At 43.5% G+C, this 16938-nt stretch carries 20 protein-coding genes; 17 read left to right on the top strand and 3 right to left on the bottom strand.

Annotation, left to right across the window (positions count from 1 at the left end; all coding sequences use genetic code 11):
* Positions 1-2: 2 nt before the first annotated feature.
* Together U5L75_02755 and umuD are read right to left on the bottom strand one after the other, a co-directional pair.
* Complete coding sequence (locus U5L75_02755; protein MDZ7726477.1) at positions 3-1262, bottom strand: Y-family DNA polymerase; 1260 nt, start codon at positions 1260-1262, stop codon at positions 3-5.
* Between the two features lie 12 nt (positions 1263-1274).
* Positions 1275-1709, bottom strand: coding sequence for a translesion error-prone DNA polymerase V autoproteolytic subunit (gene umuD, locus U5L75_02750; GenBank protein ID MDZ7726476.1), 435 nt, complete (start codon positions 1707-1709; stop codon positions 1275-1277).
* Between the two features lie 48 nt (positions 1710-1757).
* On the opposite strand from umuD, the gene U5L75_02745 reads away from it, so the two are divergent.
* From U5L75_02745 to rplK, 14 genes are all read left to right on the top strand, one after another.
* On the top strand, positions 1758-2018 hold the full coding sequence (locus tag U5L75_02745; GenBank protein ID MDZ7726475.1) for a hypothetical protein: 261 nt from the start codon (positions 1758-1760) through the stop codon (positions 2016-2018).
* Between the two features lie 3 nt (positions 2019-2021).
* The gene (locus U5L75_02740; GenBank protein MDZ7726474.1) at positions 2022-2579 is read left to right on the top strand and encodes a PH domain-containing protein; all 558 of its coding nucleotides are present in this window, start codon (positions 2022-2024) and stop codon (positions 2577-2579) included.
* Between the two features lie 19 nt (positions 2580-2598).
* Positions 2599-3915 carry a hypothetical protein gene (locus U5L75_02735; protein ID MDZ7726473.1) on the top strand — a complete coding sequence of 439 codons (1317 nt, stop codon included), beginning with the start codon at positions 2599-2601 and terminating at the stop codon, positions 3913-3915.
* On the top strand, positions 3890-5281 hold the full coding sequence (locus tag U5L75_02730; GenBank protein MDZ7726472.1) for a hypothetical protein: 1392 nt from the start codon (positions 3890-3892) through the stop codon (positions 5279-5281). The genes U5L75_02735 and U5L75_02730 overlap by 26 nt, the downstream gene beginning before the upstream one ends.
* A gap of 11 nt (positions 5282-5292) precedes the next feature.
* Positions 5293-6357 carry an AI-2E family transporter gene (locus U5L75_02725; GenBank protein ID MDZ7726471.1) on the top strand — a complete coding sequence of 355 codons (1065 nt, stop codon included), beginning with the start codon at positions 5293-5295 and terminating at the stop codon, positions 6355-6357.
* 119 nt (positions 6358-6476) lie between these two features.
* Positions 6477-7652: an NAD(P)/FAD-dependent oxidoreductase gene (locus U5L75_02720; GenBank protein MDZ7726470.1), complete on the top strand. Its 1176-nt coding sequence runs from the start codon at positions 6477-6479 to the stop codon at positions 7650-7652.
* A gap of 65 nt (positions 7653-7717) precedes the next feature.
* Positions 7718-8056, top strand: a complete 339-nt coding sequence (locus tag U5L75_02715; GenBank protein MDZ7726469.1) for a hypothetical protein — start codon at positions 7718-7720, stop codon at positions 8054-8056.
* A 91-nt stretch (positions 8057-8147) separates the two neighbouring features.
* The gene (locus U5L75_02710; GenBank protein ID MDZ7726468.1) at positions 8148-9272 is read left to right on the top strand and encodes a CAP domain-containing protein; all 1125 of its coding nucleotides are present in this window, start codon (positions 8148-8150) and stop codon (positions 9270-9272) included.
* Positions 9273-9314: 42 nt separating this feature from the next.
* Positions 9315-9833, top strand: coding sequence for an RNA polymerase sigma factor (locus U5L75_02705; GenBank protein ID MDZ7726467.1), 519 nt, complete (start codon positions 9315-9317; stop codon positions 9831-9833).
* Positions 9826-11292, top strand: a complete 1467-nt coding sequence (locus tag U5L75_02700; protein ID MDZ7726466.1) for a DUF5667 domain-containing protein — start codon at positions 9826-9828, stop codon at positions 11290-11292. The genes U5L75_02705 and U5L75_02700 overlap by 8 nt, the downstream gene beginning before the upstream one ends.
* A 33-nt stretch (positions 11293-11325) precedes the next feature.
* A complete protein-coding gene (locus U5L75_02695; GenBank protein MDZ7726465.1) occupies positions 11326-12117 on the top strand; it encodes an SIMPL domain-containing protein in 792 nt (263 codons plus the stop codon).
* A 122-nt stretch (positions 12118-12239) separates the two neighbouring features.
* Entirely contained in the window at positions 12240-12419 is a 180-nt protein-coding gene (gene secE, locus U5L75_02690; protein ID MDZ7726464.1) for a preprotein translocase subunit SecE, read from the top strand.
* A 4-nt stretch (positions 12420-12423) separates the two neighbouring features.
* Positions 12424-12969: a transcription termination/antitermination protein NusG gene (gene nusG, locus U5L75_02685; protein ID MDZ7726463.1), complete on the top strand. Its 546-nt coding sequence runs from the start codon at positions 12424-12426 to the stop codon at positions 12967-12969.
* A gap of 54 nt (positions 12970-13023) precedes the next feature.
* Positions 13024-13446, top strand: a complete 423-nt coding sequence (rplK, locus tag U5L75_02680) for a 50S ribosomal protein L11 (GenBank protein MDZ7726462.1) — start codon at positions 13024-13026, stop codon at positions 13444-13446.
* A gap of 19 nt (positions 13447-13465) precedes the next feature.
* Here the strand turns inward: rplK and U5L75_02675 are convergent, their stop codons facing one another.
* The gene (locus U5L75_02675) at positions 13466-13969 is read right to left on the bottom strand and encodes a dihydrofolate reductase (GenBank protein ID MDZ7726461.1); all 504 of its coding nucleotides are present in this window, start codon (positions 13967-13969) and stop codon (positions 13466-13468) included.
* Between the two features lie 79 nt (positions 13970-14048).
* Here U5L75_02675 and tmk point away from each other — a divergent pair, with 79 nt between their 5' ends.
* Genes tmk through argS form a run of 3 tightly spaced genes read left to right on the top strand, consistent with a single transcriptional unit; the run spans position 14049 to position 16876 of the window.
* Entirely contained in the window at positions 14049-14672 is a 624-nt protein-coding gene (tmk, locus tag U5L75_02670; GenBank protein ID MDZ7726460.1) for a dTMP kinase, read from the top strand.
* 51 nt (positions 14673-14723) lie between these two features.
* Positions 14724-15146: a dUTP diphosphatase gene (dut, locus tag U5L75_02665; GenBank protein ID MDZ7726459.1), complete on the top strand. Its 423-nt coding sequence runs from the start codon at positions 14724-14726 to the stop codon at positions 15144-15146.
* A gap of 20 nt (positions 15147-15166) precedes the next feature.
* A complete protein-coding gene (gene argS / locus U5L75_02660; protein ID MDZ7726458.1) occupies positions 15167-16876 on the top strand; it encodes an arginine--tRNA ligase in 1710 nt (569 codons plus the stop codon).
* Positions 16877-16938: the final 62 nt, after the last annotated feature.

Raw genomic sequence — 16938 nt, 5'->3', positions numbered from 1 at the left:
CTTTAAGGGCTTGTTTTGACACTAGGAAGACTTTTCCATTGGGTAGTATAAGCCGGAGAAGAAAACTCACTCCGCAAAGACCAGCTTTGTCTTATACCCACAGCCGCGGAGAAAAGCGCGTTTTGGCCGTGCTTTTTCTCGATAGTGTCAAGGGTATCCATAAGCTCTTTTCTGTCTTTTGTTTTTAGATCCTCAAACAGAGTTTTTTCGGGAGCAAGTTCGATTTGAGTAAAATCAGACAAAAGAACGCCGGCTTTACAGTACAATGAATTGTCCTGATAGATCTCCGAGAGTATGTCGTGGGCGTGTTTGATCAACTCCAGAGAATCGTTCGTGTGATATAAAAGATCGCGAAAGCCAGAAAGGCTTTTTTTGTTGCTCCTTTCTTGCACGCTGATCGTGACTGACACATACTTTGCCGCGCTACATTGTTTTCGCATCTTTCGTGCCGCGTTGGTTATGTGATGAGCAACCGACTCTTCCAGGTCTTTCTTTTGGCGGGTCTTTTTTCCGAATGAACGCGAAGATATTATTGCCTTCTTGTCTTTACGAAGGTGGTCGTCAGATAGCGCTTTTACTCCGCGCAACTCGTAAGCCACCCTGAGTCCGGATAATCCGAGTGTGGCGCGAAGCCATTGATCGCTAGATTCCGCCAAGGCGAGAGCCGAGACTATATTAGAGCTTGATAGCCTGGAGCGCAGTTGTCTTCCCACACCCCATATTTCACCGACATCGGTTTCTCTGAGAATTGCCTCGCGTTCATCTTCAGAGATCATAAAGACCCCCGTGCTTTTTGCTTTCTCGCTCGCGAGCTTGGCCAGCGTCTTACTTGAAGATACGCCGATCGAAACAGGGATGCCCGTACCGCGCTCCACTCGTTTCTTTATTTCGCGAGCTTGACGTTCCACCTCTAACTTGTCGCCTCTGAGAGTTACGAAGCTCTCGTCTATGGAATAAACTTCTATCTCTTCTGCACAATCATCGATCACGCTCATAACTCTCTTGGACAAATCGTTGTAAAGGGAAAAGTTACCGGAGAAGACGGTAACTCCTTTTTGTTTCAAAGAATCTTTTACCTGAAAATAGGGTGCTCCCATCGGGATACCCATTCTTTTCACTTCATTAGAGCGGGCTACCACGCAACCGTCGTTATTGGACAATACAACTACCGGCCTTTCTCCTAGCTCGGGACGAAAAAGTCGCTCGCAGGATACGAAGAAATTGTTGCAATCTACCAGAGCAGTGTAAGTTCTTTTATTCATAGGGCTAGCGCTTTAAAATGAGCGCACCGAATTGGTTACAACTCCCCAAACAGTGGACTCCATTTCCTCGGTTAGTTTGATGGGCTCATACTCAGAATTTTCAGCCACAAGGAAATAGTCGCCACCTTTTTTCTCCAGTCTTTTTATGGTCAATTCATCAAATACGGCGGCTATGACGATATTGCCGGGTTTTGGTTCAAGTGATCTGTCGACCACCAGTATGTCTCCGGAAAAAATACCAGCTTCTTTCATCGAGTCTCCTTCGGCACGCACGAAAAAAGTAGTGGCCGGGTTTTTTATTATGTAATTATTGAGATCAAGTGATCTTTCTACGGAGTCATCAGCCGGAGACGGAAAACCGGCTTGTGGCCTGTCTGTAAATAGGGGAGCGCTTACCGAAGAAAGATCTTCCTCGCTCTTTGCTATCATTTTAACTCTCTCTTTCATCACAGTAGTATATCACTAGAAGCAATTATTTCGTGATATGCTTGTAGTATGGAAGGAGATCTTCCCGGACAGATAGCCGAGAATCTAGAAAGTATAAACGTGTCCGAATTCATAACACCGCAGTTGTTATGGTGGGCTCTTTTGGCGGTATTGGTTTTGTTTGCCGTTATAAGCTCTATCCTCGTTTTCCATTGGCGGAAATACGCGCTCGGTAAAGAAGTAGTACGCCGTATGATCATAATATACTTTTCGGTATCCGGGGTCTTTATTCTTTCTTTGGTTTTGCTAATTCTTTCTATAACTCTTTAGTCTATGATCGATCTTCACGAAGGAGAAAAAATAGATATGGTGATACGCAAACACTGGTTTGTACTAGTGAGTCGTATTTTCTCACTATTTTTGTTGCTGTTTTTACCTCTGGTTGTCTATTACCTTATCAACTTCCTTATGGGAGCGTGGGGGACGGAAAACCAACTTTCTATGTTTGACTCGATAGACGGAGCTTATTTATTGCTGGGATTGATCCTTTGGTTCTTTTTCATATGGATATGGGCATTTATAATTTGGACTGACTATTATCTTGATGTCTGGATAATAACTAATGAGCGCATTTTGGATATTGAACAACACGGTTTCTTCCGTCGTGAGATCTCCACTTTTCGCGCGGAGCGTATCCAAGATGTTACGATCGAGGTTCACGGCGTCATCTCTACCTTTCTTAATTTTGGCACTATTCACGTGCAGACCGCGGGAGAAAACCGCTACTTTGAAATGAAGGGAGCTCCGGCGCCGACCCACCTTAAGCAAGTCATCAACTCACTCCAAAGAAACTCTTCGAGAAATAGTTATAGAAATGAAGGAGGAGCTTAAATAATCTGCAATTTTGCTTATGAAATTTGAATTTGAAAATACTTTAGTACCCGCAGAAGAAATTGAGACCATAGGTCGCAAATTGGAATCATATCAAAAACACTTGAATGAAGTGGTTGCCGCAGCTGATTATTCCAGCCCCGAAAGCTCGATAAATCTTCCCGACGACTCGGGAATTCGCGACAGCGTAACCGAGCTTGCCAATGAAAAAACAAAAAATGGCCTTTCTTATTTGGTAGTAGTCGGCATTGGCGGGTCCAACTTGGGCACGGAAGCCGTGTCGGAGGCCTTGGGAGGTTACTACAACAAACTACTGAGCAACTCTCACCCCAGTGTGCTTTTTCTCGAAACGACAGACAGCCGCTATATGGAATCTTTGTTTCAGATCTTGAATAAAGTAAATTCAGCTTCGGAAATACTTATTTGTGTTGTAAGCAAATCGGGAACCACAACCGAAACTGTCGCGAACGCTAGTTTGCTTACGGACAAGCTGTTTGAGAAATTCGGGGAGGTGGCAAAAGAGAGGCTGGTCGCCATAACCGATCCGGATTCTTCATTGGCGAGTGTCGCGAGAGAAGAAGGTTTTAGCTTACTTGAAATTCCTAAGGTAGTTGGTGGCCGGTATTCGGTGATGTCGGCAGTAGGTCTATTCCCGTTGGCTTGTTTAGGTTTTGATATTGAAAAACTTCACGCGGGAGCGCGAGAAATGCGTGATCGGTCTTTGTCACAAACAGATAATCCGGCTATGCATTCCGCTATTATGCTCGCACACCATTACGAAGAAGGTTGCCGCATCCACGATACGTTCATTTTTGACCCCTCTTTTGAGTATTTGGGCAAATGGTATCGTCAGTTGTTGGCGGAAAGTATAGGAAAAAGAATGGATCGTGACGGCAACGAAAGAAGGATCGGCTATACTCCTACGGTGTCGATCGGTTCAACCGATCTTCATTCCGTGGGCCAGCTTACTCTGGGAGGACCGCGCGACAAGATCACGACCTTTGTCAGTAGAGATCTTGGTTCTGAAGAATTTGATATTCCGACCTCCGGAGCGTTCTCTGGATTAACGCAAGGTCGGACTCTTGAGGAAGTTCTTGAAGCGTTGATACGCGGAGCAGAGAGCGCGTATGTCAAATCGGGCTTGCCGTTTCTTAGCTGTACTCTTGAAAGTGTCGATGAATTTGAAATAGGCGCTTTTATGCAATGGAAAATGTTAGAGGTGATGTACTTAGGGGAGCTTTTGAACGTCAACGCCTTTGATCAGCCGGAGGTGGAATCCTATAAGAAGGCCACTCGATCTATATTGGAAAATGGACAAGAAACACAAGGACAATAAAACAACCCTAGTATTGTTTGGAGCGACCGGTGACTTGGTATTTCGTAAGGTTTTGCCGAGTCTATTTGAGCTTGAAATGGACGAGGAGATGATCGCGGAAGATATAATTTTATTCACTCGGCGCGATCTAAAAACCGAGGAATTTCTAAGAGATTTCGTGCGGCCTTCTCTAGAACGTGTGTTCGATTCAGTGGATGAGAAGGTCTACGAGCGTTTTGCTGATCGATTTAGATATGTACGCGGGGACTATGATAATAATGAAGACTTCAAGCATCTAAAAGAGTCTCTTGGGGAAAAAGGGAAAAGCAATTTGCTTTTCTATATGCCTGTATACCCCGACCACTTAGGAGTTATAATTGATAATATGAAGGAGGCGGGTGTAGTTCCTTTAGATCATGCCGCTAACGCTTGGAAGAGAGTGGTTGTAGAAAAGCCGTTTGGAAAAGATCTGGCCTCAGCCCGATCGATATTTGACAGTCTGGGTAAGGTCTTTTCAACAGAGGAAATTTACAACATTGATCACTATTTAGCCAAACCCCTACTGCGCGACATGTCGTCGCTTCGTCAGAAAGACGAAAAGATAGACAATATGTTCGGGTCCGGCGAGGTTGCAAGAATAAATATACGACTCTTTGAAGCTGCGGGGGTCGAGAGTAGAGGATCCTTCTATGATGCCGTGGGCGCTTTTATAGACGTTGGGCAAAATCACGTTTTGCAAATGCTAACTGCGGCGTTAGTGCTTGCCGAGGATTTGGATAAAGATAAAGAGATCGGTGAAGCTCGAGAGCAGGCACTATCAAGCATAGGTATCTTAACGCCGGAAGAAATTAAAACCAGAACTCGTCGCGGTCAGTATGAAGGATACCGACAGATAAAAGAAGTGTCCGACAATTCAGATACGGAAACTTATTTCTGCGTTGAAACTGATATCCGCAAAGGTGCCCTAAAGGGTGCTCAAATTAACCTTGAGGGAGGTAAGCGCATAGGCAAAGAAAACCTCAAAGAAATAGAAGTGATCTTTACTAAAGATCCCGAGGCCGGCCGGGAGGACAAGAATGAACGAATAATTTTCCGCCTGGAACCAACGGAAGAAATTGAGATCTTCAAACGTCCCGGGGAAGACGAAGAAGATGTAAAAAGTATTACTATACAGCTTCGTGAGCGAACGGAAAGGAAACAATATACCGAGGAATACAAAACTCTTTTTCAAGCGGCCGCAGAAGGAAACCGCTCGCTATTTCTCGCTCCGCGCGAAACTCTTCTTCTTTGGGAATTTGCCGAGGCAGTTATCAAGGGCTGGAGAGAGAACTTGAGACCGCTTGAGAGTTACCCGCAAAATGAACATCCGGCGTTTCGGGGTAAATAATACGAACCTTTATGTTTTCAAAAAGTTTTCAAAAAATACAAACAAGAACCTTTTTTATAACTTTACTCGGTGTCTTTGCTTTGACCGTTTATATGATCGCGCCTTTTTTGACTCCTTTGCTCTGGGCGGCGATTTTGGCGAGTGTTTTCTATCCCCTTAACCAAAAAATACAGTCCATCATAAAAAATGAGAACGCGAGCTCCCTCATTACAACTACTTTTATTGTACTCATAGTTCTGGTACCTGTTTCCGTGGTAGCCGTTATGCTTGTGCGGGAAATGGTGGGAGTGTATGAGTATCTCAGCGATCCGGAAACAGTAAACACCATAACCTCTTTCGTAGAAGCACAACGTGAGAGCGGCGCGTTCAAGGGATATATGGAAGGGCTTGAGGTAGAAGAGAGGATAAGAGATATCTTTAGCACCGTAGCTTCTTCATTACTTGCGTTTGTTCGGCAGGGCTCGGCTACTACGCTTTCTTTTATCGCCAAGTTATTTGTAATGCTTTACACGCTATTTTACCTTTTGCGTGATGGAAAGAAATTATTACTTAAAGTAGAGAGACTGCTTCCTTTTGGAGATGACAACGAAAGGAGGTTGTTTGAAAAGTTCACTTCCACTTCGCGCGCGACTTTAAAGGGAACTGTATTTATCGCGATCATACAAGCCATAATAGCCGGAAGTAGTTTTTTGGCGGTTGGATTGCCGGCAGTTGTCTTTCTCACTATCGTTGCCGGTTTCTTGGCTCTTATTCCCGCCTTAGGCGCGACCTTGATCGTGGTTCCGGCGGCAGTTTATTTATTTTTTACCGCTCCGCTTTGGCAGGGCGTACTCCTCTTGGTGGCAGCCGTTGTTATAAACGTCTCTGACAATATTTTGCGACCGGTTTTGGCGGGGAGCGATATAGCTATGCATCCGGCTGTATTTCTTTTCGCTACCTTAGGAGGGTTGGCTTTGTTTGGTGTCTCAGGCGTTGTTTTCGGGCCGGTAGTAATGGCTTTTCTTCTGGCAATGCTTGAAATATACGAAACACGCTACAAACGCGACATCGATAAAGAGGCTGGTGCGAAGTCCTAATTTCTCCTAGGTTTAACCTCGGGGGAGGACGGAACGCTACAAAAAGGATATAGATAAAGATAATAGGCGAGAATATACTTAATTCCACATACTTATCAGTTCGTGATAAAGTAAGAGCGATGTCAAAGACAAAAGTAGTTATAGTAGGAGGCGGATTTGGGGGAGTTTACGCGGCAAGATCGCTTTTGCGCTCAGGGTATGACGTTACGCTGATCTCGCGTACTAATTTCTTTATTTTTACTCCACTCCTGCACGAGGTGGCTACTGGCGCTCTGAACGCAAGCGACATTACATTTGAATATTCGGACTTTTTTCATAACACCGACTTCACGTTCTATCGCGAGAACGTAAGAGAGACGGATTTCGAATCTCACAAAGTTGTTACCTCTGACGGAGAAGAGATCTTTTACGATTATCTTATTGTTTCGACGGGGGCGAAAACAAACTTTTTTGGTACTAAAGGGGAAGAGAACGCTCTCGAGTTAAAGACCATAGAAGATGCTAACGAAATAAAACGGCGTATTATAAAGAAAGCTCAAGGTATTGAACGCAACGTTTCGGTGAATGTTATCGGGGGAGGGCCAACCGGATCTGAGTTGGTCTTTGAAATAAAGGAATTTTTGGAAACCATCAAAAAATATTCATCCTCGCTTGAATATTCGGTTCGTCTTATTCACGCTGATAAAAATCTTTGTCCCAATTTTCCGATGTCGGTTCAGGATTATACTTTAGCGACAATGAAACGCGTTGGTATAGATATACGGCTTGAGACGTTTGTTACAGAAATTACACCCGAGGGTGTAATAACTAAAGAGGGTGAGAAAATTGATGGTGATCTGAATATTTGGACTGCGGGCGTTTCCCCCAATACCGAAATCGTGGGTGAGTCATTTAAAGATGAAAAAGGTAACGTAATAGTGGACGATAATCTTCGTGTAGCGGGACGCGAAAGAGAGTTTGCTATCGGCGATGTTATGACCCGAGAAGGTGAAGTTATTCCCAAGCTTGCTCAAACAGCCATTCGCCAGGGAAAGGGCGTGGCTAAAAACATAAAACTTCATAATCAAGGAAAAGAAATGACCCGATACGAGGTTAAGCTCAAAGGCATCTTGCTTTCCTTAGGAAAGGGTAGAGGTGCGGGGAAATTGTTCGGCTTTGATGTTAAAGGATTCTTCGGTTGGATGGTCTGGAAAGGCGCGTATCTGACCAAAGTGCCGGGCTTCAGAAATAAGGTTGAAGTATTTTCCACTTGGACCATCAATCTTTTTTCTTCACGAGATCTCTACGAAAAATAATTTTTTCTCCTTTAGATGTTACAATATTTGAGGGAGTTTTATAGGTTTAATAAAAATCATTTCTTATGAACGAAAGAGAAAATAATTACGACGAAAACGGACAAGGACATGATCACGAAGGAGGACATGACTCCGGAGATCAAACTCCGGGACAGGATCAATTCCAGACCGGACCAAGCCAAGAACCTCAATCTAACGTTGAAGGAGAAGGAGGCGGATCTACTAACGTAGTAGCTGTTATTGCGGTAGTCGTTCTGCTCGCACTCTTGGCCTACGCCGCGTACGTGTTCATGAATCGTAACGCTACACCAGAGCGACCTGGTCAAGGTAGTGATACGGAAAACGGTGTGAACACTGAATTAGAAGGAGAGGCAGAATTGCCGCCAACCGGAGCAGAAGAGTAAGTCTTTAAAGTTAGTCGAGAAAAGCAAGGTCGACTCCTTCGACCTTGCTTTTCTTTTGCGCTTTCAATAAATACGCTACAATAGACACGTTATGAGATTCTTTGTCGTCATACTATTTTTGTCTTCCGCTTTCTTCTTTACTCCGTTTTTAAGCGCGGAAGCCCAGACGCGCGAGGAGCTCGAAGCCAGAATAGAGGTTTTGAGAGAAACTCTGCGCGAGCTTAAGGCAGAACTGCAGGAGAAGTTGTTCGAAGAGAACAAGGATTTTCGGTTTGAACGGGATCTTAATATTGGCTCACGAGGTAGAGATGTGGAAAAGTTACAGAACTTCCTTGCGTACAACACTCAATTTTATCCGGAAAAAATGGTTACCGGATATTACGGCGAATTGACAAGTGCAGCCGTAACCAGATTAAAGATAGAATACAATATATCTGAGCCGGGCTTTGGTGAAGAATCTCGCGAAGCACTCAACGACCTATTTCAAAAGCGCTCATCTTTTGTAGTATCAACTTCCGGGTTCACCTTGGAGCCCGAAGGAACCAGTGACGACGAGGACAATAATGACGAAGATCCTGTAGAAGGGGACGCCAACATAAACACTTCTTCTTTAGCTAGGCAAATTCATATAGAGGTTAACAAAACCAGAGTCAGAAATGGACTTAATGCCCTGGTTTGGGATGAAGAATTAGCACGTGTAGCTCGCGAACACAGCCAAGAGCAATCAAGGGATAACGAAGAGATCACAGAGTCCGAATATCTTTGCCAGTATCCTATTATCCGGCACGAAGGTTTTGAGAACGGATTTTCAATAAGAGACCGAGTTATGAATTCTGATATTTCGTTCAGATCCGTGGGAGAGAACATTGCGATGATCCCCGCTATCAAGTCCAGAACCTATTCTTACGGGGTTGATGAAGAAATGCCAAAATGCCCAGAAAGAGAAGAGTTTTCTATCGAAGACGTCAGTGACGAAGAAGAATATTTAGATTATATCGACGGACTCCTGGATAAATCACAGTCTGTTGGTTCAGTGGACTTTATTCGAGCAAAAAGATATACAGAAGATGAGATAGTTGACCTGACGATAGAAGGATGGATGGATTCTCCCGGACATAGAGAAAACATACTTTATCCCGACTATACTCACAGTGGAATTGGAGTCGTCAGGGTCAATGAGTATCTAATAATTACACATAATTTCATTGGTAGATAGAATTAACACGGTAAGAATTTATTAATCGAGCCGTCTCAAAATATGAAGCATGACGGGGGAGATATAGAGAAAAAATTTATAGAAACACACGAAGCCTATTCAGACGCTATCTTCCGTTTCTGTTTCTTTAAAATATCTGATAGAGATAAAGCTTATGACCTTGCACAGGAAACTTTTGTGCGCTTGTGGAATTATATTCGCGATGGAGAAAAAACCATCGATAACGAGCGCGCTTTTTTGTACAAGATAGCGAGAAATCTGATCATAGACGAATACCGCAAAAAAGACTCTATGTCTTTGGATACTCTACAGGAGGGAGGCTTCGATGTATCCTCCGGCGGGGAAAAGGATATTGAGATGGATGTAAGTACTCGCGAAGTAGTTGAAGCTATTCATAAGCTGGATGATCTCTACTGCGAAGTAGCGCTCTTGCGCTTTGTTGAGGGGTATCCTCCGAGAGAGATCGCTGAGATGCTCTCGGTCTCCGAAAACGTTGTTTCTGTCCGCTTGAACAGGGCGGTAAAGAAATTGCGCGTAATGCTAAAAGTTGAAAATGAGTAAGGAAAACAAAACAGAAAAGGAATTAGAAAACAAGCTTCAAGCCGCGAAGAATGTTTCGTTGTCTGAGGGTGAGCGCGAACGTATGCGGAATTTTCTTTATTCTTATATGGAACACACTCCAGTGCGCGGTGAGAGAGCGGCGCACACCAGTTCTCGTTCGTGGTTTGCTCTAGTGTCTTTGCGTTTGGTTCCGGCTTTGGTCGTAGTGCTTTTCTTTGTAAGCGGTGGTTTTGTGATGGCGCAAAATGCTCTACCGGGGGATCCTCTCTATGTTCTGAAGACCGCACAAGAAGAGATGCGAAACCAGCTTTCCTTCTCAACTGAATCTAAGGCGCGTTTGGATGCCGCCAGGGTGGAAAGGCGTTTATCAGAGGCTAGCGAATTGGCTTTTTCGGACTCGCTTACGCCAAAGACTTCAGAGCAACTAAAGACAAAGATCGATACTCGTATTCGGTCTATAGAAAAGAAAATCGCCGCGCTGGAAGAACAAAATGACGCCATAACGGCTCTCGAAATAGGTAGTGAATATGAATCTATCCTCCGAGTTTACAGAGATCTCTTGGCTCGTCTTTCCGAGGGCAACAGCGAAATGGCCGGCCTTGTTGCCTCTTTAACAGATATGGATTATGAAAAAGAGACTACGGAATCTCTGAGTGTTTCTGAGCCTCCGGAAACCGAAGGGGCTCTTTCGCTTGAAAGTGAAGAGCCTCCGAAAGAATTAGCTGACGATGGATCTGAAGGCGGATCATCTTCAGCTGAAGCAGGGGGAGAGGTGGGTATTATGGCTGAAGAAGAGGTAAGCGTTTCAGTTGATGTCAACGAAGAGGACAGTGAGGAAGACCAATTGCAGGAGAATAACAAGGACGAAGCAAAAGAACTTCGGATCGAAACAGAGAACATAGAAGAAAAAGACAATCTAACAATAAACACTCTTGAGTTATTCGTAAGTACGCGTCTGGAAAAAACAGAAGTGCTTCTCGAGAAAAAAGAGGTTGGTAATAGTGAGCTAAAAGAACGGTTGTCAGAGCACTTGGAGCAGGCGAAGCGAGATTACGAAAATGGCAAAAAAGCTTCTGAAAACGATTCTGAAGAAGAAGCTCGAGAGTACTTTAAAACATCTCTAGGTCGTATTGAGGACGTTCGAACAACCCTTAGGATTTCTGAATCGATCCCGGCTCAGAGTATTCTGGAGTCTTTAAAGAAAGAAACCTCCGCTAATGCTTTTGATGCCCTTGAGGGCATAATAAAAGGCTTTAGAAGCGAGAAGGGAGACGAGGAAGACGGTGAGGGCGAAGAAGAAACAGAAGAAGCCAAAAATAACGACGAAGGAAGTAAAGAGGCGGAAGAAGAGGAAGGTAATAAATCGGAGAAAGAAGAACAGAATGACAAAGAGAGTAGTGAAGAGGGAGATCTTGAAAAAGAAATAGAGGGAGCGGTGGAGGTAGAAGTCGCGGATTAACCTAGAGTAATAAAAGTAATTAACAAAATAAATATGGAATTTTTAAATAGTAAATTAGGACGATTAGTGAATTTAGGAGGAATACTATTGATAGTATTAACTCTGTTTGTTGGTGTAAAAACGATCAACGAAATAAAACAATTCAGTTACATAGGCGATGACTCGGTTTCGGAGACGCGTTCTATAACAGTGTCCGGAGAAGGGGAGGTATTTGCTACCGCTGATATCGCAACCTTTAATTATTCAGTGAGGGAGCGAGGAGAAACCGTGGCAGAGGCAGAGAATTTGGCCACCGAAAAATGGAACCAAATTCTCGATTACTTGGATGATGCCGGAGTAAAGGAAGAGGATATAAAAACAACCGGATATTCCATTTCGCCTGTATATGAGAATGTATCGTCTTCTGGCTTCAGATTTGACAATGATCGAGAAATAGTTGCCTATACGGTAACGCAGACAGCTCAAGTGAAGGTACGTGATACTGATAAAACTGGAGAAATACTTAGCTCTGTAGGGGACTTTGAGGTTAATAACCTTTCCGGAATTTCTTTCACAATTGACGATGAGTCAGAACTTATGGCGGAAGCGCGGGAAAAAGCTATAGAGAACGCGAGAGAAAAAGCCAAGACGCTCGCGCGTAATTTGGGTGTCGGTCTTGATGATGTAATTAGCTACAACGAAAACCAGGGCGGTTACCCGAGGCCATATCATGGAGATATGGCAAGACTTGAAGTGGAGGAAGATGGTGGCAGTTCCGCCCCAAGTATACCGGCCGGAGAAAACAGGATATCTGTAAATGTGGAAGTTACCTATAGGATCAGATAATCGGATCGGTTGAGTTTATGTCGATTCTAATATGTAATATTGACCAAATCAGAAAGATGAAGTAATATAGGGTCTCAATAACCCCGCGGGGGTTTTTTGTTAGAATGGCCTAAGTATTTATTATGATCGAAAGAGGATTAAATTATCTAAGAAATGTGCGAGGGGAGGTAAAACACGTTAGCTGGCCGACACAACGTGAAATAGTTTCTTTTACTATTGTTGTTATTGCTCTATCCCTCTTGGTAGCGGGAATGCTTGGGCTTTTTGATGTAGTTCTAACTGAAGTTATCCAATCTATATAGAAATATGCCTAAGCAGCAAACAACAGGAGAACGTAATTGGTATGCTATACATACATATGCCGGTTACGAAAAAGCAGTTGAGCGTAACCTAAGACAACGGATAGAGTCTTTGGGTATGGACGACAGGATCTTCGATGTTGTGGTCCCAACTGAAAAGAAAGTAAAAATAAAACGAGGAAAAAGAGTAGAAGAAGAAGAAAGAATATATCCCGGATATATTTTGGTGGATATGATAGTAACTGATGATTCGTGGTATGTGGTTCGCAACACTCCTAGAGTAACCGGGTTCGTTGGTTCCGGAGTTCAGCCGGTACCGCTTTCGCAAAAAGAGGTTGATGATCTTTTTGCTAGAATGAATCGCGATACCGCCAAACACACGATCGATCTTATTAAGGGCGATACGGTAAGGATCGTTGACGGTCCTTTCAAAGAATTAGAGGGCAAAGTAGACGAGGTAGACGAAGAAGCAGGCAAAATAAGGGTGTTGGTTTCTATGTTCGGACGAGAAACACCGGTTGAGTTGGATTTCCTTCAAGTCGCGAAATTATAGCTTGCAGAAAAAGAGCTACTGGTGTAGCATTTATCCCGTCAAAAGACTAATTATATGGCAAAGAAAGTAGAAAAAAAATTAAAACTCCAAATACAAGGCGGTGCCGCCAATCCGGCTCCACCGGTAGGACCTGCTTTAGGTCAGGCAGGGATCAATATTGGACAGTTTGTTACGCAATTCAACGAAGCAACAGCTGAGATGCGCGGAGACGTTGTTCCCGTGGAGATATCGGTTTATGAAGATCGAAGCTTTGATTTTGTACTCAAAACACCACCGGCTTCCCGTCTTATTTTGAAAGCTATTGGCCAAGATAAAGGTTCCGGTAAAAATGTTACTCGTAAGGTGGGAACTTTAAGCAAGGCACAAGTAAGAGAGATCGCCGAGAAAAAAGCCCCAGATCTTAATGCGGCCACAGAAGAAGCAGCTGATCGGATCATAGAAGGAACCGCGCGATCGATGGGGGTAGAAGTAAAATAAGATAATTAAAAAAGCGGCTTCAGGCCGCTTTTTTTCTTTCTAATTCCGTAAAAGTAATAGTGTTTCTTCCCAGCTTTTTCTCTTCTTCGGAAACTATTTCGAAATTATTACATTCCGGGAACGTTATATCTCCCGCTAGGTCTTGGTCTATTACGGTGAGATATAGAGTTGTTGTCTGAGGTAAAAAGGTAGCAAAAGATAATCCGCCTCCAACCACGACAACTTCTTTACTCCCCAGTTCTTGCGCCTTCTGTAGAGCGTCTTCCGGAGAATAAGCGGTAATAACTCCCTCGTAAAAAAGATTTATATTTTGAGTGAGGACAATTTTATGCCGTGCGTTCTTCAGGTCTCGCACATTTGCCTCAAAGGCTTTGCGCCCAATGATCACTGTTTGATTTTTTATTGTAGAAGAGAAATGCTTTTCATCTTCGGGAATACGCCACGGTAAAGCACCGTCTTTGGAGATCACGCGATCCTCTCCGGCTATGGTAGCTAACATTAAAATTTTCGGCTCTGAAGACATTTTCTTATTTGTAGTATACTACACTTCAGTATTTTGATCGTACTAGGGAAACAATATTGCCAAGTTTAAAAAACATAATATGCCAGGACAAGTTGGAAAATTTATTGTCATAGATGGAGTGGAAGGAGCCGGAAAATCCACCCAAATAAAAAAATTAAAAGAGAACTTAGGCGAAAAAGCGGTAGTTACGAGAGAGCCGGGCGGCTCGCCCTATGCCGAGGAAATTCGCGAGCTAATATTAAACTCCGAGTACGCGGGACAGGCCAACGCTAAAGTTATGTTCGCTCTTTTTTGGGCGGCTCGCGCTGATCACTTGGCGCGCACGATCATACCCGCCCTTGAATCCGGTTCATTGGTCATCTCTGACAGGTTTGATTCCACCACGTTCACACATCAGATCTATGGGCAAGAAGAAAAAGAGCTTACTGAACTCTTTTGGACAATGCGCGACTACTATCTCGAAGACAGGGCACCGGAGACGTATATTTTCTTAGACGTTGATCCGGGCTTAGCTCTTGAAAGAAAGGTGGTTAACAAAAGTGAAAGCAATCATTTTGATGAGCGAGAAATAGCTTTTCATGAACGCGTTCGCGAGGGTACAAGAGCGTTTGCCGAACAGGTGCCGTCTCGTTTTGTAGACGCTTCACAGCCGATTGATAAAGTAACCGAGAGTATCACTGAGATGATCAATGAATATTTATAAATATATAAAAACATCACTCTTTTACAGTTTTGTTTGTTACTATGAAGGAATATGGATATTAAAGTAAAAAAATTAGAAAAAGAGGCAAAGCTGCCGGTTTACGCAAACCTGAGCGATGCTGGTGCTGATCTTTTTGCGCTTGAAGGATTGGAACTTTCTCCGGGAGAAAGAACTCAAGTGCGCACAGGTATTGCTATGGAAATTCCGGATGGTTATGTTGGATTGATATGGGACAAAAGCGGACTTTCTCATAAACAAGGATTAAAGGTGCTCGGTGGAGTTATCGATGCTAGTTATAGAGGAGAAATTATGGTAGGAATTATTAATCTTGGTAATGAAAAAGCGGCAATGGAAAGTGGGCATAAAGTTGCGCAAATCCTTTTTCAGCGCGTGGAGCAAGCCGGAATAGTAGAAGTAAATGAATTGAACGAAACTTCTCGCGGTGAAGGCGGATTTGGAAGTACGGGAAGATAAATGATGATAAAATTATCTAAATGATAGAAGGTCGCATAAAACAGGCAATCATAGAGTCGCTTCATAGTCTTTCTATTGAGGTGGATGACGTACACCTGGAGTTCCCCACGGATATCTCTTTCGGTGATGTCTCAACAAATATAGCTATGGTTCTTTCCCAAAAAACAGGAAAGAACCCGCGTGATCTGGCCGAAGAATTAGAGAGTGAGATAAATAATATAAAACCCGAAGAGGTAGAGAAAATAGAAGTAGCCGGTCCCGGTTTTATAAATTTCTTTTACACAAGAAAATTTTTCACGGATCTTCTGAAAGATATCAATGCTGATAGTAAGAATTTTGGCAGGAGCGATCATCGCGAGGGCGAAAAAGTGATAATAGAATATACAGACCCCAATCCTTTCAAGGAATTTCATATTGGACATCTAATGCCCAACGTTATTGGTGAATCCCTCTCGCGCCTCACTGAATTTTCTGGAGCTCGAGTCAAAAGAGCAAGTTATCAAGGAGACGTGGGTATGCACGTAGCGAAAGCTGTCTGGGGGATGACACAAGACGATGGAAATTTTCCCGCGGAAAGCGACTCCCTGAAATCGAAGATCGAATTTCTCGGAAACGCTTATGCGTTTGGATCTCGCGCCTATGAAGAATCCGAGGAAGCCCGCGCGGCTATAGTGCGGATCAACAAAGAGATCTACGAAAAGAGTAACGAAGAAATAAACAATCTTTACGAGACGGGTAGGCGTTGGAGCTTAGAGGACTTCGAGCGCATTTACGATCTATTGGGAACAAAATTTGATCTATACTTTTTCGAAAGCGAGGTAGCCGAAAAAGGGAAAGAGGTTGTTCTCTCTGGACTTGACCAGGGCGTATTCTCGGAAAGCGACGGCGCTATCGTTTTCAAAGGGGAAGACCACGGTTTGCATACCAGAGTTTTTGTTAACTCCGAAGGACTGCCAACTTATGAGGCAAAAGAGCTGGCCTTGGCAAAAGAGAAACACGAACGCTATCCTTACGACTCATCCGTTGTAGTAACTGGGAACGAGATAAATGAATATTTCAAAGTTCTTCTGGTAGCTATGGAAAAGATCTTTCCTGAATTAGCCAAGAAAACGAGACATATCAGTCACAATATACTTCGACTGCCGGAAGGAAAAATGTCTTCAAGAAAAGGGAACATAATCTCCGGCGAGGACTTGGTTATGAAGGCAGTAAACCGTTCCATCGAGAAGATGAAAGAAGAATATTCCGAAGAGACGCGCGAGGAAATTGCGCGAGATGTGGGGGTAGCGGCGATAAAATACACCATACTCAAACAGGCAATAGGCAAAGAAGTTACTTTTGATATGGAGCAGTCACTTTCTTTTGAAGGTGACTCAGGTCCATATTTGCAATATTCTACTGTGCGTGCTCGTTCAGTGATAGAAAAAGCTTGCTCTGAAGGAATTGAACCTTCATTTGAAAATGCCCCTGAGAGCATTTATCCATTAGAGCGATTGCTCAAACGCTTTCCTGATGTTGTGCTACGCGCGGAAAAAGAGAATGCACCGCACTACGTAGTCACTTACTTGATCGAAATAGCCGGTGAGTTCAACGCCTTTTACGCGCAAGAAAAAATAGCAGATCCCAACGATGAATATAGTCCGTACAAGCTTGCGTTAACAAAAGGCTTTATTGCCGCGATGGAGAATGGTTTGTATATTCTAGGTATTCGAGTGCCGGAGAAAATGTAGATAATTTATTATCGGTGTGATCACAACGGCCATTTGATCTAGGGCCTTTTGATTTTGATTTA

The sequence above is a fragment of the Candidatus Campbellbacteria bacterium genome (genome assembly GCA_034521025.1).
Lineage (GTDB): Bacteria > Patescibacteriota > Minisyncoccia > Phycocordibacterales > JAXHMZ01 > JAXHMZ01.
The sequence above is the reverse complement of the archived record's forward strand: the minus strand, read 5'-3'. Positions and strand labels throughout refer to the sequence as shown.

Excerpts from the sequence above, each read along its gene's own strand:
- U5L75_02705 (MDZ7726467.1), top strand. The coding sequence starts at position 9,315 with ATGAAGCATGACGGGGGAGATATAGAGAAAAAATTTATAGAAACACAC.
- umuD (MDZ7726476.1), bottom strand. The coding sequence starts at position 1,709 with ATGAAAGAGAGAGTTAAAATGATAGCAAAGAGCGAGGAAGATCTTTCT.
- nusG (MDZ7726463.1), top strand. The coding sequence starts at position 12,424 with ATGCCTAAGCAGCAAACAACAGGAGAACGTAATTGGTATGCTATACAT.
- secE (MDZ7726464.1), top strand. The coding sequence starts at position 12,240 with ATGATCGAAAGAGGATTAAATTATCTAAGAAATGTGCGAGGGGAGGTA.
- U5L75_02675 (MDZ7726461.1), bottom strand. The coding sequence starts at position 13,969 with ATGTCTTCAGAGCCGAAAATTTTAATGTTAGCTACCATAGCCGGAGAG.
- U5L75_02745 (MDZ7726475.1), top strand. The coding sequence starts at position 1,758 with ATGGAAGGAGATCTTCCCGGACAGATAGCCGAGAATCTAGAAAGTATA.
- dut (MDZ7726459.1), top strand. The coding sequence starts at position 14,724 with ATGGATATTAAAGTAAAAAAATTAGAAAAAGAGGCAAAGCTGCCGGTT.
- tmk (MDZ7726460.1), top strand. The coding sequence starts at position 14,049 with ATGCCAGGACAAGTTGGAAAATTTATTGTCATAGATGGAGTGGAAGGA.
- argS (MDZ7726458.1), top strand. The coding sequence starts at position 15,167 with ATGATAGAAGGTCGCATAAAACAGGCAATCATAGAGTCGCTTCATAGT.
- U5L75_02755 (MDZ7726477.1), bottom strand. The coding sequence starts at position 1,262 with ATGAATAAAAGAACTTACACTGCTCTGGTAGATTGCAACAATTTCTTC.
- U5L75_02695 (MDZ7726465.1), top strand. The coding sequence starts at position 11,326 with ATGGAATTTTTAAATAGTAAATTAGGACGATTAGTGAATTTAGGAGGA.
- U5L75_02730 (MDZ7726472.1), top strand. The coding sequence starts at position 3,890 with ATGGACAAGAAACACAAGGACAATAAAACAACCCTAGTATTGTTTGGA.
- U5L75_02725 (MDZ7726471.1), top strand. The coding sequence starts at position 5,293 with ATGTTTTCAAAAAGTTTTCAAAAAATACAAACAAGAACCTTTTTTATA.
- U5L75_02735 (MDZ7726473.1), top strand. The coding sequence starts at position 2,599 with ATGAAATTTGAATTTGAAAATACTTTAGTACCCGCAGAAGAAATTGAG.
- rplK (MDZ7726462.1), top strand. The coding sequence starts at position 13,024 with ATGGCAAAGAAAGTAGAAAAAAAATTAAAACTCCAAATACAAGGCGGT.
- U5L75_02700 (MDZ7726466.1), top strand. The coding sequence starts at position 9,826 with ATGAGTAAGGAAAACAAAACAGAAAAGGAATTAGAAAACAAGCTTCAA.
- U5L75_02740 (MDZ7726474.1), top strand. The coding sequence starts at position 2,022 with ATGATCGATCTTCACGAAGGAGAAAAAATAGATATGGTGATACGCAAA.
- U5L75_02715 (MDZ7726469.1), top strand. The coding sequence starts at position 7,718 with ATGAACGAAAGAGAAAATAATTACGACGAAAACGGACAAGGACATGAT.
- U5L75_02710 (MDZ7726468.1), top strand. The coding sequence starts at position 8,148 with ATGAGATTCTTTGTCGTCATACTATTTTTGTCTTCCGCTTTCTTCTTT.
- U5L75_02720 (MDZ7726470.1), top strand. The coding sequence starts at position 6,477 with ATGTCAAAGACAAAAGTAGTTATAGTAGGAGGCGGATTTGGGGGAGTT.